This window comes from Actinacidiphila glaucinigra (assembly GCF_035918135.1).
Lineage (GTDB): Bacteria > Actinomycetota > Actinomycetes > Streptomycetales > Streptomycetaceae > Actinacidiphila > Actinacidiphila glaucinigra.
In genome coordinates this window covers 3,869,335-3,884,439 of the sequence record NZ_CP109144.1, presented here as the reverse complement: position 1 = coordinate 3,884,439, position 15,105 = coordinate 3,869,335, and the positions used below count along the sequence as shown (strand labels likewise).

At 72.7% G+C, this 15,105-nt stretch carries 15 protein-coding genes and 1 pseudogene; 7 read left to right on the top strand and 9 right to left on the bottom strand.

Features of this window, described 5'->3' with window-relative positions; all coding sequences use genetic code 11:
• Position 1 precedes the first annotated feature (1 nt).
• Both OIE69_RS17050 and OIE69_RS17045 read right to left on the bottom strand, forming a co-directional pair.
• Complete coding sequence (locus OIE69_RS17050) at positions 2–412, bottom strand: hypothetical protein (protein ID WP_326572773.1); 411 nt, start codon at positions 410–412, stop codon at positions 2–4.
• A 129-nt stretch (positions 413–541) separates the two neighbouring features.
• Entirely contained in the window at positions 542–1,792 is a 1,251-nt protein-coding gene (locus OIE69_RS17045) for an MFS transporter (RefSeq protein ID WP_326572772.1), read from the bottom strand.
• 68 nt (positions 1,793–1,860) lie between these two features.
• Here OIE69_RS17045 and OIE69_RS17040 point away from each other — a divergent pair, with 68 nt between their 5' ends.
• Both OIE69_RS17040 and OIE69_RS17035 read left to right on the top strand, forming a co-directional pair.
• Positions 1,861–2,388, top strand: a complete 528-nt coding sequence (locus tag OIE69_RS17040; protein ID WP_326572771.1) for a MarR family winged helix-turn-helix transcriptional regulator — start codon at positions 1,861–1,863, stop codon at positions 2,386–2,388.
• A 143-nt stretch (positions 2,389–2,531) separates the two neighbouring features.
• Positions 2,532–2,975, top strand: a complete 444-nt coding sequence (locus tag OIE69_RS17035) for a DUF4234 domain-containing protein (protein WP_326572770.1) — start codon at positions 2,532–2,534, stop codon at positions 2,973–2,975.
• A 58-nt stretch (positions 2,976–3,033) separates the two neighbouring features.
• Here OIE69_RS17035 and OIE69_RS17030 read toward each other — a convergent pair whose 3' ends face one another.
• A complete protein-coding gene (locus tag OIE69_RS17030; protein WP_326572769.1) occupies positions 3,034–3,450 on the bottom strand; it encodes a DUF3592 domain-containing protein in 417 nt (138 codons plus the stop codon).
• A gap of 265 nt (positions 3,451–3,715) precedes the next feature.
• On the bottom strand, positions 3,716–4,894 hold the full coding sequence (locus tag OIE69_RS17025) for a D-alanyl-D-alanine carboxypeptidase family protein (RefSeq protein ID WP_326572768.1): 1,179 nt from the start codon (positions 4,892–4,894) through the stop codon (positions 3,716–3,718).
• Between the two features lie 179 nt (positions 4,895–5,073).
• Between OIE69_RS17025 and OIE69_RS17020 the strand changes: the two genes are divergently transcribed.
• Positions 5,074–6,435, top strand: coding sequence for a DUF4132 domain-containing protein (locus OIE69_RS17020; protein ID WP_326572767.1), 1,362 nt, complete (start codon positions 5,074–5,076; stop codon positions 6,433–6,435).
• Between the two features lie 177 nt (positions 6,436–6,612).
• Here the strand turns inward: OIE69_RS17020 and OIE69_RS17015 are convergent, their stop codons facing one another.
• The 5 genes from OIE69_RS17015 to OIE69_RS16995 all read right to left on the bottom strand — a co-directional run bounded on the left by OIE69_RS17015 (position 6,613) and on the right by OIE69_RS16995 (position 10,691).
• Entirely contained in the window at positions 6,613–7,371 is a 759-nt protein-coding gene (locus tag OIE69_RS17015) for a succinate dehydrogenase iron-sulfur subunit (RefSeq protein WP_018561261.1), read from the bottom strand.
• Complete coding sequence (sdhA, locus tag OIE69_RS17010) at positions 7,371–9,125, bottom strand: succinate dehydrogenase flavoprotein subunit (protein WP_326572766.1); 1,755 nt, start codon at positions 9,123–9,125, stop codon at positions 7,371–7,373. The genes OIE69_RS17015 and sdhA overlap by 1 nt, the downstream gene beginning before the upstream one ends.
• 28 nt (positions 9,126–9,153) lie before the next feature.
• Entirely contained in the window at positions 9,154–9,624 is a 471-nt protein-coding gene (locus tag OIE69_RS17005; protein WP_326572765.1) for a succinate dehydrogenase hydrophobic membrane anchor subunit, read from the bottom strand.
• Between the two features lie 8 nt (positions 9,625–9,632).
• Positions 9,633–10,013 carry a succinate dehydrogenase, cytochrome b556 subunit gene (sdhC, locus tag OIE69_RS17000; RefSeq protein ID WP_078620037.1) on the bottom strand — a complete coding sequence of 127 codons (381 nt, stop codon included), beginning with the start codon at positions 10,011–10,013 and terminating at the stop codon, positions 9,633–9,635.
• A gap of 126 nt (positions 10,014–10,139) precedes the next feature.
• The gene (locus OIE69_RS16995; protein ID WP_392567520.1) at positions 10,140–10,691 is read right to left on the bottom strand and encodes a 2-oxo-4-hydroxy-4-carboxy-5-ureidoimidazoline decarboxylase; all 552 of its coding nucleotides are present in this window, start codon (positions 10,689–10,691) and stop codon (positions 10,140–10,142) included.
• Positions 10,692–10,992: 301 nt separating this feature from the next.
• On the opposite strand from OIE69_RS16995, the gene OIE69_RS16990 reads away from it, so the two are divergent.
• The 4 genes and pseudogenes from OIE69_RS16990 (at position 10,993) to OIE69_RS16975 (ending at position 15,047) form a co-directional block, all read left to right on the top strand.
• Positions 10,993–12,555 (top strand): family 20 glycosylhydrolase, encoded by a 1,563-nt coding sequence (locus OIE69_RS16990; protein WP_326572764.1) that lies wholly within the window; start codon positions 10,993–10,995, stop codon positions 12,553–12,555.
• A gap of 239 nt (positions 12,556–12,794) precedes the next feature.
• Positions 12,795–13,320: pseudogene (locus OIE69_RS16985) on the top strand (RNA polymerase sigma factor).
• 51 nt (positions 13,321–13,371) lie between these two features.
• Positions 13,372–14,004, top strand: coding sequence for an RNA polymerase sigma factor (locus OIE69_RS16980; protein ID WP_326572763.1), 633 nt, complete (start codon positions 13,372–13,374; stop codon positions 14,002–14,004).
• Positions 14,001–15,047 carry a hypothetical protein gene (locus OIE69_RS16975; protein WP_326572762.1) on the top strand — a complete coding sequence of 349 codons (1,047 nt, stop codon included), beginning with the start codon at positions 14,001–14,003 and terminating at the stop codon, positions 15,045–15,047. Before OIE69_RS16980 ends, OIE69_RS16975 begins: the two co-directional genes overlap by 4 nt.
• Positions 15,048–15,105 lie beyond the last annotated feature (58 nt).

The following is a 15,105-nucleotide window of genomic DNA, read 5'->3' as shown; positions in this document are numbered from 1 at the left end:
GTCACGCCCCGGGCCGCGCGGGGGCGGTCCAGCCCTGCGGGCGGACGGGCGGGACCTGCTCGCGGTCCATGACGCCCCGGCGGCGGATCTTGTTGAGGACGTACACGTTGCCCAGGTGCAGCACCCCGAGGACGAGCAGGACGACACCGAGCTTGACCGACAGCGCCTCGAAGAGCTCGCGGGCGTTCCCGACCCGGTGGGCGTTCTTCAGGTACAGCGCCACGAAGCCGAGGTTCACGAGGTAGAAGCCGACCACCAGGAGGTGGTTGACGGCATCGGCCAGTTTCTCGTTGCCGTGGAGCACGTCTTCGAGGAAGACCTTGCCGGCCCGGCTGAGGGTCCGGGCCACCCACACCGTCAGCGCGACGCTGACGAGCAGGTAGATGACGTATGCGACGACCGTGAGGTCCATGGGTCCCACCCTTTTCGAACGTGTTCAAAACCCGTTGCCGATGACTGTAGACCCGTTTTTGAACATGTTCAAGCGAGAAGTGCGGTCCCCCGCAGGGGCCGTGGAGACCGGTGCGCCGCCGCGCCGCCGTCAGCCCTTCGCGGCCCGGTCGCCGACCGGGACCGGCGCGGCGGGCTCCGTGCGGACCACGCCGATCGCCCGCACCCCCGGTACCGCCGCGGTCGCCAGGCAGGCGGCCGCCACCAGCGCCGCCGACACCGCCAGCGGGACCGCCGGGCCCCACAGGGCGGTGGCGAGCGGGGCCAGCGCGTAGCCCGCGGGCATCGCGGCGAGCGACAGCAGCCAGTCGTAGGAGGTGACCCGGGCCAGTGCCTGCGGCGGCACCTGCTGCTGGACGACCGTCTCCCAGACCGGGTTGAGGTAGCCGAGCGCCGCCAGCGCCAGCCCGTACGCCGCGATGAGCAGCGGGGCCGGCGCGGCCAGGGCCAGCAGGACCAGCGGCAGGGCGTACGTCGCCAGGCCCAGGTTGGCGACCAGTACGGGGCGGCGCGGCCGGGCCCGTGCGGCGAGCAGGGAACCGAGGACGAGACCGATCGCCCCGGCCTCCAGCACCCAGAACCACACGCCCTCGCCGCCGAGCCGGTGGATCGCCACGGCCGGGCCGAGGGTGGTCAGGACCGCTGCCGCACCGTTCCATGCGGCGTGCGCGACCAGACTCGTCCAGTACCAGTCGCGTGAACGGACCTCGTCCCAGCCCTCCTTGAGGTCGGCGAGCATCGACGCGCGCGGCAGCGTGGTCCGCTCGACCCGCAGCACCGTCAGCAGCGCTGCGCTCACCGCGAAGGAAGCGGCGTCCAGCACGAAGGCGAGGCCGGGGCCGGCGGCCCAGATCAGCGCCGCGGCGAGGGCCGGGCCGCACAGCCGGGTCGTGCTGTTCGCGACCCCCATCAGGGAGTTGGCCCGCTGCCGCGCCGCCCCGTCGGTGACGGTCCCGGCGACGAGCGGCGACTGGGTCGGCATCGCGAAGGCGGAGGCGGTGCCGCCCACCGCCTCGGCGAGCGCGATGGGGGCCAGCGACGGGTCGCCGCCCAGCAGTTCCAGCCCGACGAAGAGCTGGGCGGCGCAGCGTACGAGATCCGCGGCGACCGCCACGCGCCGGGCGTCGAAGCGGTCGGCCACCACCCCGCCGAGCGGGAGCAGCAGCAGCTTCGGCACCATCGCGCAGGCCAGGACGAGGGCGAGGGCCGTGACGTCGCCGGTCGCCCGGGTGACGGCGATGACCAGTGCGGCGGGTACGACCCCGTCGCCGAGCAGGGACAGCGTGCGCCCGGCGAACAGCAGGCGGAAGCCGCTGAGCCGGAGGGGGTGTGTGGGCGTCATGGCACCGCAATGTATTTCGGTGTCGAACCATTCGCCACCGAAATATATCCCGCCGTAGGATTCGGGCCATGGAAGCCGATGCCGACGCCGACACCGAGGACACCGTGGTGGAACGGGACTGGACCGACGGACACGTGGAGCGCTGGCTGCCCCTGCTGCCGGACCTCGACCCGGACGTCGAGGGCGCCGTCACCCGCATGAAGCTCGTCACCAGCCATCTGCGCAAGGTCCGCGAGCAGTCGCTGGTCGACTTCGGCCTGCAGCGGCACGAGTTCGACACCCTGCACGCCCTCGCCGGGCGCGGCGGCCGTGCCGCCCCGTCCGAACTCGCCGCGGATCTCGACCTGGCCCCCGCCTCCGTCACCGGCCGCCTCGACGCGCTGGAGGCCCGCGGCCACGTCCGGCGCACCCACTCCATCACCGACCGCCGGCGCATCGACGTCGAGCTCACCGACGCCGGCCGCGCCACCTGGCTCGGCGCCATGGACGTGCTCGGCCACGAGGAGTACCGGCTGCTCGGGGCCCTCGACGCCGACGAACGCCGGTACCTCTCCGACCTGCTGCGACGCGTCATGGTGGTGGCCGAGGGCGACTGAACACAGGATCCGGGAAGATCCGACATCCTGTGCGAAATTTGTGAGCGTTCCCCGCTGACAGGCCGCCGAACCGCCGAGTAGCTTTACCTTCTCCTCGGCACGCAACGGCTCCGTCACTGCCGAAGGCACGACCTGGGGGCAGCATGTTCAACGAGGACCGCTACCGGACCCTGCCCTACCCGCGGGGGCCCTTCCCGGGTTTCCCCGTCTCCGGGGGCGCGGGACTCGCCACGCCGTCCGGCGACATGCGCCGCCCCGAGGCCGTATGGCTGCTGGGGCCGCTGACCTTCGGCGTGTACTGGCTCGTCTGGTACTACCGGGCCAACAAGGAACTGCGGGAGTTCGACCCCGGCATCAAGGTCCGGCCCGCCCTCGCCGTGCTCGCCGTCAGCCTCGGCGCGCTGCTGCTCGTGCCCGCCGTCGTCTCGGTCTACAACACCGGCTGCCGCATCGCCCGCGCCCAGCGCCGCGCGGGCCTCCACGACACGGTCTCCGGCCTCAAGGGACTGCTGCTGGCGCCCGCGTTCGGGCTGACCTCGTTCTACTACCAGGAGCAGCTCAACCAGGTCTGGGTCGCCCGCAACTGACGGCCCGAGCCGTCGCGCGGTCGCGCGCCCAGGTTCCCGGCGTGGGGGTCGGGCCGGATCACATGCTTTCCATGGCCATCCATGCCGCGATGCAGCACAGGGCCGCGCCACCCAGAGCGGCATATACGTCGCCCGGACTTCTCCAGATCGCTTTGTGCAGGGCGAGGGCCGTCATCGACGTACCGGGATCCGCCGGGTCGTAGATTATGGTCGCGGTCGACTCGCCGGTGAAGCCGGGAGGGAGTGCCGTGCTCGAAAAGGCCGCGCGAAAGGTCCTTCCTTCGAGTGTCGTGTAAATCAAGACGTAATGGGGCCTGCCCGGTTGGCTCCACGTACGGTCCACGCATTCGCCTTCGACCGCGACCCCGTTGCGGGAGACGGCTCTCCTCCTGAGCACCTCCATTGCCGTCAATCGGACGAGGATCAATCCGAGCACGAATAGGCAGGCCGCCATGAGCAAGGTGAATGCGTGCATTTCTTCTCCGGAGTCAGTGAGCCCGGCGCGGTAGCGTAGGCGTAGTCCCGGGTCTCGGTCCACAGCGCGATCCCGCCCTGCTCCTCCCACGCGCCGACCGGACCGACAAGGTGCCGGGGGAGCACGAGGACCGCCATGAGGCGCCGGAGCGTTCCCGCAGACGCGGCCGCCGCGGCTGCGCCCGCCCGGTAGCCGGCAACCGGCCGTCGCCTCCTGCGGGATTCTCGCCCGGTGAGCCGCGTGCCCCGGCCGTGGGACGGCGAACTCAGCGGGCGCGGCTCGAGCCGCGCCCGCGGCGCCGCGCGTCGTCCGCCCGGGCTGCCGCCGCGCGCTGCGGCAGCGGGCGGCGCCTGATCGCCAGGACGAACGCCGCGACGGCCGCCACCAGGACGGTCTCCACGGCCGGGCCGATCCACGAGGACCCCTTCCCCTCGGCCGCCGCAGCGGGCCGCGGACCGGGGCTGTCGCCGGGCGGGCCGCCGGCCATCGCGCGCACCTGGCTCAGCGTCGGCACCAGCTCTCCGACCGGCTCGACGCGGCCCGCCGCGTCGAAGCCCCAGTCCAGCAGGTCGGCCGCCTCCTGGTACACCTCGTCGTATCCCGACTCCGGGTGCATCACGGTCACCAGCAGCGTCCGCCCGTCGCGCTCCGCCGCGCCGGTGAAGGTGTTCCCGGCGTTGGTGGTGTAGCCGTTCTTCACCCCGATCATGCCGTCGTAGTCGCCGAGCAGCCGGTTGGTGTTCTGGATCTCGAAGGTCTCGCCCTTCTCCCCGGGGAAGCGCGCGACCTGCGTGCGGCAGTAGTGCCGGAAGTCCGGGTTGCGCAGCCCCGCCCGGGCGAAGAGCGTCAGGTCGTACGCCGAGGACAGCTGACCGGGCGTGTCGTAGCCGTCCGGGCTCACCACGTGCGTGTCGTTCGCCTGCAGCTCCCGCGCCCGCGCCCGCATGTCCCGGACGGTCTTCTCCATGCCGCCGTTCATCGAGCAGAGCACGTGCACCGCGTCGTTCCCCGACCGCAGGAACACCCCGAGCCAGAGCTGCTCGACCGTGTAGGTGATGCCGGCCTCGATCCCGACCAGACTGCTCCCGGCTCCCATGTCCGCCAGGTCCGCGTGCGTCACCTGGTGCCGCTTCCCGCGGTCGAAGCGGGTCAGCAGGGTGTCCGCGAACAGCATCTTCAGCGTGCTCGCCGGCGGCAGCCGCCGGTGCGCGTTGTACGACGCCAGCACCTCACCGGAGTCGGCGTCCGCCACGATCCACGACAGGGAGTTCGTCTCCGGCAGGCTCGGCGCCCCCGCGGTCACCTGTACGCCGTGCCGTCCCAGCCGCTCGCCCCCGACCACGGATCTGCCGGCCGCGACCGCCTTCCCGGCGGGAAGCAGCGCGGCAGCCACGCCGAGCCCGAGGACGGCACGTCGCGGCGGTGTGGGGGGTGTCGCGGCCATGGGGGGACGGTACAAGCTGCGACCCCCCACAACCGAACCGGGGCCACCGCCGTGGACGCCGGTCGGCCCAGCGCACCCGGGGTGCCTGCGCCGAACGGGGGAAGCGCGGTGCGTTGTCAGAGGGCGGTCCTACGCTCGGCGGAGATGGGGGACGTGGGGTCGCCGCATGGGGGTGGACGGTGAGCGTGATCGGGTGGGGGGACGTCGAGGGGCCGGCCGTGCCCGGGTACGGGCTCGGGGTGGCGCAGCGGCTGGGCGGGGTCACCGCGGAGCTGAGGATCCGGGACGGGCGGGCCGTGCTGGGGTGGCGGAGCGCGACGGGCAAGGCCCTGAAGGGCGCCCCGGCAGTCGTGCGGCGCGACCACGCGGGGGAGTTGACGCGGCTCAGGACGGCCGTCAGGGACATCGACCGGACACTGGCGGCGCAGGCCGGCCGGCTGGACCGGCAGTTCCCGGAGCGGCGCGCCCTGCCGTACGCGGTCTGGCGGCGGGGACTCGCGGACCACCCGCTGCTCGGCACCCTCGCGCGGCGCCTGCTGTGGACGGTCGACGGGGTCGCCTGCGGCTGGGCCGAAGGCGGTCTGCGGGCCCTCGACGGCGAGCCGGTCCCGGTCGCCGGCGGCCGGGCCGTCGCACTGTGGCACCCGCTGGGGCGCGAGCGCGCGGAGATCACGGCCTGGCGGGAGTGGCTGGAACGGCACGGTGTCACACAGCCCTTCCGGCAGGCCCACCGCGAGGTGTACGGCCCCGCCGACGCCGCGCGCCTCTTCGCCACCCCCCACGTCCTGAGGCAGCGCCCGTTCGCCGCGCTGGCCACCGCCCGCGGCTGGCGGTACCGCCCGCCCCTGCCCGGCGAGCATGCCTTTCCGCCCGCCACGCGTGAACTCCCGCGGTGGGGGCTGCGCGCGGAGCTGCCGATCCAGGACGTCGGCGGGGACGAAGACGGGGCCGAAGGCGGGGTCGACCTCGGCCACTGCGACGGCCCCGCGCACATCGGCACGGACCAGGTGCGCTTCCTCCCACTGGACGGCCCCGCCTCCGGCAGGCGGACCGACCCGCTCCCGCTCGCCGACGTCCCGCCGCTCGTCCTCAGCGAAGTCCTGCGAGACGTCGACCTCTTCGTCGGCGCCGCCGGCATCGGCAACGACCCCACCTGGCAGGACGGCGGTCCCGACGGCCGCTTCCGCGCCTACTGGGCGTCCTATGTCTCCGGCGAGCTGACCCCCTGCGCCGAGACCCGCCGCGAGGTGGTGTCCCGGCTCGTGCCGCGTCTGGCCATCGCGGGCCGCTGCGCCGTGGAGGGCCGCTTCCTGCGCGTCCGCGGCGACCGGCACACGTACCGGATCCATCTGGGCTCCGGCAACGTCCTGATGTCCCCGGACGACCGCCATCTGTGCGTCGTCCCGCCCGCGACCGCCGGCGCGATCCCGGGCCCCCTGCCCTTCGAGGGCGATCCCATGCTGCCGGTGATCCTCGCCAAGGCGCTGCTCCTCGCCCGCGACACGGAGATCACGGACCCGACGATCGTGAGCCGGCTGTGAGACGTGCGCGGACCCCCGGCGCCGGCCGGGACGAGTTGCGCAGGCCCTCGCGGGGTGCGTCGACCACACGGTCACCCGCCGGCAGATCCACCGTGCGCCGACCCCGTGAACGCCCGAGGGCCCCGCACCCGGTGGAGACCGGGTGCGGGGCCCTCGGGAGAGCCTCGGCGGAGGGGATCAGAAGCGACGCGTGATGAGCGCGCGCTTCACCTCCTGGATGGCCTTGGTGACCTCGATGCCACGCGGGCAGGCGTCGGTGCAGTTGAACGTGGTGCGGCAGCGCCACACGCCGTCCTTGTCGTTCAGCACCTCGAGCCGCTGCTCGCCACCCTCGTCACGCGAGTCGAAGATGAAGCGGTGGGCGTTGACGATGGCCGCCGGGCCGAAGTACTGGCCGTCGTTCCAGAAGACCGGGCAGGACGACGTACACGCGGCGCACAGGATGCACTTGGTGGTGTCGTCGAAGCGCGCGCGGTCCTCGGCGGACTGCAGGCGCTCGCGCGTCGGCTCGTTGCCCTTGGTGATCAGGAAGGGCATCACGTCCCGGTAGGCCTGGAAGAACGGGTCCATGTCGACGACCAGGTCCTTCAGCACCGTCAGGCCCTTGATGGGCTCGACGGTGATGGGCTTGTCCGGGTTGATGTCCTTGATCAGGGTCTTGCAGGCCAGCCGGTTGCGGCCGTTGATGCGCATGGCGTCGGAGCCGCAGATGCCGTGGGCGCAGGAGCGACGGAACGTCAGCGTTCCGTCCATGTCCCACTTGATCTTGTGGAGACCGTCGAGGACCCGCTCCTTGGGGTCGATCTCCAGCTCGAAGTCCTGCCAGGTGGCCTCGTCCGAGATCTCCGGGTTGAACCGGCGGATCCGGAAGGTGACCGTGATGTAGGGCGAGGCCTGGGCCTCGGCCTCGACCTTGTCGAGGGTCGCGGTGCTCATCAGTACTTACGCTCCATCGGCTGGTAGCGGGTCTGCACGACCGGCTTGTAGTCGAGCCGGATCGACTCGGCGCCGTCGGCACCCGCTTCGCGGTACGCCATCGTGTGCCGCATGAAGTTGACGTCGTCGCGGTTCGGGTAGTCCTCGCGGTAGTGGCCGCCGCGGGACTCCTTGCGGGCCAGGGCCGAGACCGCCATGACCTCGGCGAGGTCGAGCAGGTTGCCGAGCTCGATGGCCTCGAGCAGGTCGGTGTTGAACCGCTTGCCCTTGTCCTGGACCGACACGTTCCGGTACCGCGCGCGCAGCTCGCCGATCTTCTCGACGGCGGTCTTGATGGTCTGCTCGGTGCGGAACACCATGACGTTGGCGTCCATGGTCTCCTGCAGCTCCTTGCGCAGCTGCGCGACCCGCTCGTTGCCGGTGGAGGCGCGGAGCCGCTCGACCTGGTCGACCACGAACTGCGCCGGGGCCTCGGGGAGCTCGGCGTAGTCGTGGTCCGCCGAGTACTCGGCGGCGGCGATGCCGGCCCGGCGGCCGAAGACGTTGATGTCCAGCAGCGAGTTGGTGCCGAGGCGGTTGGCACCGTGCACGGAGACGCAGGCGACCTCGCCGGCGGCGTACAGGCCCGGGACGACGGTGGTGTTGTCCGACAGGACCTCGCCCTGGACGTTGGTCGGGATGCCGCCCATGGCGTAGTGCGCGGTCGGCTGGATCGGGATCGGGTCCGTGTAGGGCTCGATGCCGAGGTAGGTCCGCGCGAACTCGGTGATGTCCGGGAGCTTGGCGTCGAGCTGCTCCGGCGGCAGGTGGGTCAGGTCGAGGTAGACGTGGTCGCCCTCGGGCCCGCAGCCGCGGCCCTCGCGGATCTCGGTGTAGATCGCCCGGGAGACGACGTCACGCGAGGCGAGGTCCTTCATGACCGGCGCGTACTTCTCCATGAAGCGCTCGCCGTCCTTGTTGCGGAGGATGCCGCCCTCACCGCGGGCGCCCTCCGTCAGCAGGATGCCCATGCGCCAGATGCCGGTCGGGTGGAACTGGAAGAACTCCATGTCCTCCAGCGGCAGACCGCGGCGGTAGACGGCGGCCTGGCCGTCACCGGTGAGGGTGTGCGCGTTGGAGGTGACCTTGAAGAACTTGCCGGTGCCGCCGGAGGCGTACACCACGGCCTTCGCCTGGAAGACGTGGATCTCGCCGGTGGCCAGTTCGTACGCGACCACGCCGGCGGACTTCTTGACGCCGTCCTCCTCGACGAGGATCTGGTCGAGGACGTAGAACTCGTTGAAGAACTCCACACCCTCCTTGACGCAGTTCTGGTACAGCGTCTGGAGGATCATGTGGCCGGTGCGGTCGGCCGCGTAGCAGGCACGGCGGACCGGGGCCTCGCCGTGGTTGCGGGAGTGGCCGCCGAAGCGGCGCTGGTCGATCCGGCCCTCGGGGGTGCGGTTGAAGGGCAGGCCCATCTTCTCGAGGTCGAGGACCGCGTCGATGGCCTCCTTCGCCAGGATCTCGGCGGCGTCCTGGTCGACCAGGTAGTCGCCGCCCTTGATCGTGTCGAAGGTGTGCCACTCCCAGTTGTCGTCCTCGACGTTCGCGAGGGCCGCGGCCATGCCGCCCTGGGCGGCGCCGGTGTGGGAGCGGGTGGGGTAGAGCTTCGTCAGCACGGCGGTGCGGCTGCGCTTCGTCGCCTCGATGGCGGCGCGCATACCGGCGCCGCCCGCGCCGACGATGACGGTGTCGTACTTGTGGATCTGCATGAGGGGTCGCTTCCCTGTCCAGCCCTGGCTAGCGGATGTTCGGGTCGAAGGTGAAGATCACCAGCGTGCCGAGGACGATGGTGAACGCGGTCGCGGTGTAGACCAGCATCTTCAGCCAGAACCGGGTGTTGTCCCGCTCCGCGTAGTCGTTGATCACGGTGCGCAGGCCGTTGCCGCCGTGCAGCATCGCCAGCCACAGCATGACCAGGTCCCAGGTCTGCCAGAACGGCGAGGCCCAGCGGCCGGCGACGAAGGCGAAGCCGACCTTGGTCACGCCCCCGTCGAGGACCAGCTGGATGAGAAGGTGACCGATGACCAGGACGACCAGGACGATGCCGGACAGGCGCATGAAGAGCCAGCCGTACATCTCGAAGTTGGTCCGGGTGCTGCGCGGCGTGCGCTTGGTACGGGCGCGCGGCGGCTCGATGACCGGGGCCGGGTTGTCGGGGCCGTAGGCGGCGCTGGAGGAGCTGAGCTCCACGTGTTCGGTTGCGGACATGACTTCGCTCAGCTCCCGAACAGCACTCGTGCGGCGTGGCCGAGGACGGGGTAGATGGCCCCGATCATCAGCACGACCCAGATTCCGACGACGGTCCACAGCATCTGCTTCTGGTACTTGGGGCCCTTGGACCAGAAGTCGACGGCGATGACGCGCAGGCCGTTCAGAGCGTGGAAGAGGACAGCCGCGACCAGCCCGTATTCGAGCAGGCTGACGATGGGCTGCTTGTAGGTGTTGACGACCTTGTCGTAGTCCTCGGGGGAGACACGCACCAGTGCGGTGTCGAGGACGTGGACGAACAGGAAGAAGAAGATGAGGACACCGGTGACTCGATGAGCCACCCATGACCACATGCCTTCCCGGCCGCGGTACAACGTTCCAGCCGGCACGGAAAATACCCTCCGGGAGCGGATGTGGGGCCTGCCGGCTTCGTTGGTCGGTCGGCCCGGCCGGGTACGGTCCACCGGCCCTGGCCATCGTAGCGACGGCTTGTCGGCTACGTCCTGCCGGGTCCTTCAGGTGTGATCGATCCCGCACGTGTGGGTGTATCGGCCGGGAACCCCCGGCCCGCCGGATGCGTCCCCGAGGGCCAGCCGCGTCAGGCGGGACCGGGTCACCCGGCGCAGTTCCTCGGCGGCCGTGACCCGCTCCTCGTCCGGGTCGTTGCCGAGCCGCTGACGGAGTGACGCCAGCATCCGGTCGAGCGACTCTCCGGGGTGCACCCCGGCGAGGGACAGCACGAAGACATGGCCGAAGCGCGCCTCGTACGCGGCCTGCGCGGCCCGCAGCGCCGTGTGCGCGGCGAGGCTGCCGCGGGTGGGGGCGGCGTCCGGCGGGGCGCCGGACGCCTCGGCGGCGAGGGCCTCGGCGAGGTCGGCGGGTGTGAGGTCGTAGGCGGCCTCGTCGGCGGCGGCCAGCAACGCGTCCAGGTCGGGGTAGGGGCGGTGCGCGGCGACCCGGCGGGCCCAGCGCAGGCTGCCGCAGCAGGTCAGCAGGACGGACTCGGCCGCCCCGGGCGAGGCCTCGTTGAGCCGCCGCAGGCCGTGGGGGAGGCCGGGGCGGGCCACCGGGGCAGGCCGGGGCACCCGGCCGCGCGACTGCGCGGGGAGGTGCGCCGGTGCCCGCGGCGGGACGGCGGGAGTGTCGCTGGACAGCGGTGGGCTCCTGGGAGGGAACGGTGGCGGTGGGGGGAACCGCTGGGCGGCTGCGCGGCGTGAACCACAGTGGGACGACGAGTGACGACCACCGTATCGGCCTATGTTCGGCCCTGTCCGACGGATGCACGAATTTCACTCGTACGGGAACGAAAGTGCACGACTTCTCCTGGTCCGCACGGCGAGATCCGCATAACGGGCATAAATTTGGATCATGTGGCAGAAGCGGGCGAAACGTGCGTCGGCGTGCGCGGCGACGGCCGTACTGACCGCTGTGCTCGGGGCCGGTCCGGCACTCGCCGCACCCGCGGGGGCCACCGCCGCCGGCACCCCGCAGGCGGGGGATGCGGGCACGTCCGCCGGGTTCCCGTCGATCCCCGCCGTCCGTTCCTTCGTTCCCGACGCCGGTACCGCCGCCTTCGTGCCGGGACCCGGCTCGCGGGTGGTGGCGGCCGCCGGGAGCACCGTGGAGGACGAGGCGCGGCTGCTCGCGGAGGAGCTCCGACGGCCGTACGCCAGCGGGCCGGCCAGGCCGGGGGACATCTCGCTTTCACTCGAACGGAGTAATTCGGGACCGGAGTCGTACGAGATGACAACGTCGGTCGACGGGGTGACAGTACGCGCCGGCACCGACACCGGGGTCTTCTACGGCACCCGCACCCTCCTGCAAGCGGTGCGCTCGACCGGACGGGTGCCGGCCGGCACGGTCGAGGACCGCCCGGACCGCCAGGAGCGCGGGCTGATGATCGACATCGGCCGCAAGTACTTCACCCGCGAGTGGCTGGAGGCCAGGGTCCGCGAGCTGGGGGACCTGAAGTACAACCAGCTCCACCTCCACCTCAGCGACGACCAGGGCTTCCGCGTGCAGAGCGACAGCCACCCCGAGATCGTCTCGGCCCGGCACCTGTCCAAGGAGGACGTCCGCGCCGTGGTCGACCTCGCCGCGCAGCGGCACATCACCGTCGTCCCCGAGATCGACAGCCCCGGCCACATGGGCGCGGTGCTCGACGCCCACCCGGACCTCCAGCTGCGTTCCGTGGACGGCACGCCCGTGCGCGGGGCGCTCGACATCTCCCGGCCCGGCGCGGCGGACGTCGTGGACGACCTGATCAAGGAGTACGCGCCGCTCTTCCCCGGTACGTACTGGCACATCGGCGGGGACGAGTACGGACCGCTCGTGGCGGACGACCCGGAGGCGTCCTTCCCGCAGATCACCGCGTACGCGCGCGAGCGGTACGGCCCGGACGCGGGCGTGGCCGACGCGGCGGCCGGCTGGCTCAACGACCGCGCCGCCACGCTGCGGTCGCTCGGCAAGCGGGTCGAGGCCTGGAACGACGGCTTCTCCGACGGCGCCCGGGTCACCGCGGACCCGGACCGGGTGGTGGCCTACTGGTCCAGCAACAAACTGCGCGGCCGGCTGCCCGAGGACTACCTGCGCGAGGGCCGGCAGCTGCTCAACCTCAACTCCTGGTACCTCTACTACGTCCTCGGCGCACCGGAGAACTTCCCCTACCCCAGCGGACGGCGCATCTTCGAGGAGTGGACCCCGGCCGTCGTCTACCGGGACGCCGCCGTGCCCGCGGAGTTCGCCGGACCCGACCGCATCCTCGGCGCGCGGCTGGCCGTCTGGTGCGACCGGGCGGACGCCCAGACCGAGGACGAGGTCGCGGCCGGTATCCGGATGCCGCTGCGCGCGCTCACCCAGAAGCTCTGGGACCCCGGACAGCCCGCCTTGAGCTGGCAGGACTTCGCCGCCCTCGCCGACAGGGCGGGCTGAGCGGCCGCACCGGGCGCACTCAGGTGAAGCGGCCGAAGTCCGCCTCCCCCCACAGGAGCGTCTTCGGCCGCTTCTGATTGTTAAAGCGTCTACGAGGCCGAAAATGTCACACCCATCGCCAGGGCGGCCCGACAGGTGTGACGATTCAGTGCGAATCCGCGCTGTGCAGGATGCCGGCGACCCGAGGGGACGGTGTGGTCAGCAACGGGGGGCGCCACGATCGGCGGACCGACCGCGACATGGAGCTCGGGGCCGCGGTGCTGCGCGCCCAGGGCGGGGACGAGGACGCCTTCGCGGTGGTCTACCGGCTCCTCCAGCCGTTGCTGTTCGGTTATGTGCGCGGCCTCGTCGGCGACGACGCGGAGGACGTCACCTCCGACGCCTGGCTCGAAATCGCCCGCGACCTCGGCCGGTTCCGCGGCGACGGGGCGGGCTTCCGGGGCTGGGCGGCGACCATAGCCCGGCACCGTGCCCTGGACCACCTGCGGCGCCAGGACGCCAGGCCACGCGCCCGCCCGCTGGACGCCGAACTGCTGGACCTCCCCGCGGCCGAGGACACCGCCGACCGCGCTGGAGGCGCTCGCCACCGAACGCGCGCTCTTCCTGATCGCCTCGCTGCCGCCCGACCAGGCGCAGGCGGTCCTGCTGCGCGTCGTCGTCGGGCTCGACGCGGCGTCCGCCGCCCGGGTGCTGGGCAAACGGGCGGGAGCGGTCCGTACGGCGGCGTACCGCGGCCTCAAGCGGCTTGCCCGGCTGCTGTCCTGACCCATGGTGACCGGCGGGTAGCCGCCCCCGGGGGCCCTGCGGGCGCCCACGATGGGGCAGTATGGTGCGCGATTCCGTGGGGGAGGCTCGAACGTGGATTTGGCGACCGCGGTACGCGCGGCGCAAGAGGGGGACGAGGACGGCTTCCGGTTCGTGTACCGAGCGGTGCAGCCGCAACTGCTGCAGTACGTACGCTCACTGGTCGGCGCGGCGGACGCCGAGGACGTGGCGTCGGAGGCGTGGTTGCAGATAGCGCGCGATCTGCCGGGCTTCCGCGGTGACGGCGACGCGGTGCGCGGCTGGGCGGCCCGGGTCGCCCGCAACCGGGCGCTGGACCACCTGCGGTCGGTCGGCCGCCGGCCGCTCGCCGCCGCCGGGGTGGAGGAACTGCTCGACCGGCCCGCCGTCTCGGACACCGCCGAGGAGGCGGTCGCCGCGGTGGGCACCGGCGCCGCGCTGGCGGCCATCGCCGCCCTTCCCCAGGACCAGGCCGAGGCCGTGCTGCTGCGCGTGGTGATGGGCCTGGACTCCCGGTCGGCGGCCGAGGTCGTCGGCAAGAGGCCCGGTGCGATGCGCATGGCCACCAGTCGAGGCCTGCGCCGTCTCGCCGAACTGCTGGATTCCGGCGGCGGGTCGTCGAGTGTGACGTTTTCGGCGCCCCGAACGCTTGAGGACATGAGATGAGCGATAACCGAGGACACGACTGGCTGGACGACGCCACCGCCGAGCGGTTGCTGCGGGGTGCCCACGGTGACGATCCCGCGGAGCGGACCTGGCGCGACGAGCGGGCCGCCGCCCTGGCAGGACTGCTGGCCGCCGCCGCGGCTCCCGCGCCCGTCGACCCGGAACGCGAGGAGGCGGCCGTCGCCGCGTTCCGCGCCGCGCGCGACGACGCGCTCACTGCGGGCTCCCCGGGCGTCCGCGCCGGGACGGCAGACGACTGGTCGCCCGGTGCGGGCGCGGGTGCGGTGTCCCGGCGCGGGCGGAGCCGGACGGCCCGGCACTCCAGGTCGCTGACGGGGACGTTGATCGCGACCGCCGCGGTGGCGGGGGTGGGCGTGGCGGCCGCGGCCGGCGCGCTGCCCGCCCTGCTCGGCCACGGCGTGCCGGACCCGGCACCGGTCCACACCCAAGGTGCGGCCACGGCGGCCTCGGACAGCGGTTCGCCGTCCCCCGGCCGTACCACCCCGCCGGCCTCGACCACCCCCGGTCCCGGCTCCGGCCCGGGCCGCGACCGCCCGGCGGGCGGCGCGGGCGGCACCCACGGCACCGTCCTCCCCGGCCGGCCCGCCGGGACGCCGCCCTCCCCGCCGGCCGTGGACCACAAGGTGCTGTGCCGTGCGTACGCCGCGGCGGGACGGCACCGCAAGAGCGCGGACGAACAGGCCTACAAGCAGCTGCGCGAGGCGGCGGGCGGCGGGCGGCACCAGGTCCGCCGCTACTGCGCCGGGGTGCTCGGCTGGAACCCCGGGCACGGGGGGAAGGCCGGGAAGGCCGGGAAGGGGAACGAGCGGGGCGACGACGACTCCCAGGACGGCCGCGGCCGTCTGAGGAATCGTTCCGGCGGACACCACCGCCACGGGGACCACGGCCCGCGCGGCAACGCCAGGAGCGCACCGGCGTTCCGGGCCGACCCGTCCGCCCCGGCACCCCGTGCCGTCCCGACCTCCCGAGCCGCCCCGTCCGAGGGCCGGCCGGGACCGCGTCCCGGCCACGGCGGCGGGTGACACCTCCCGGCTGCCGCGCGCCCCTGCCGGCGGGCCGGCCGGTCGTCGGCCGCGCGGA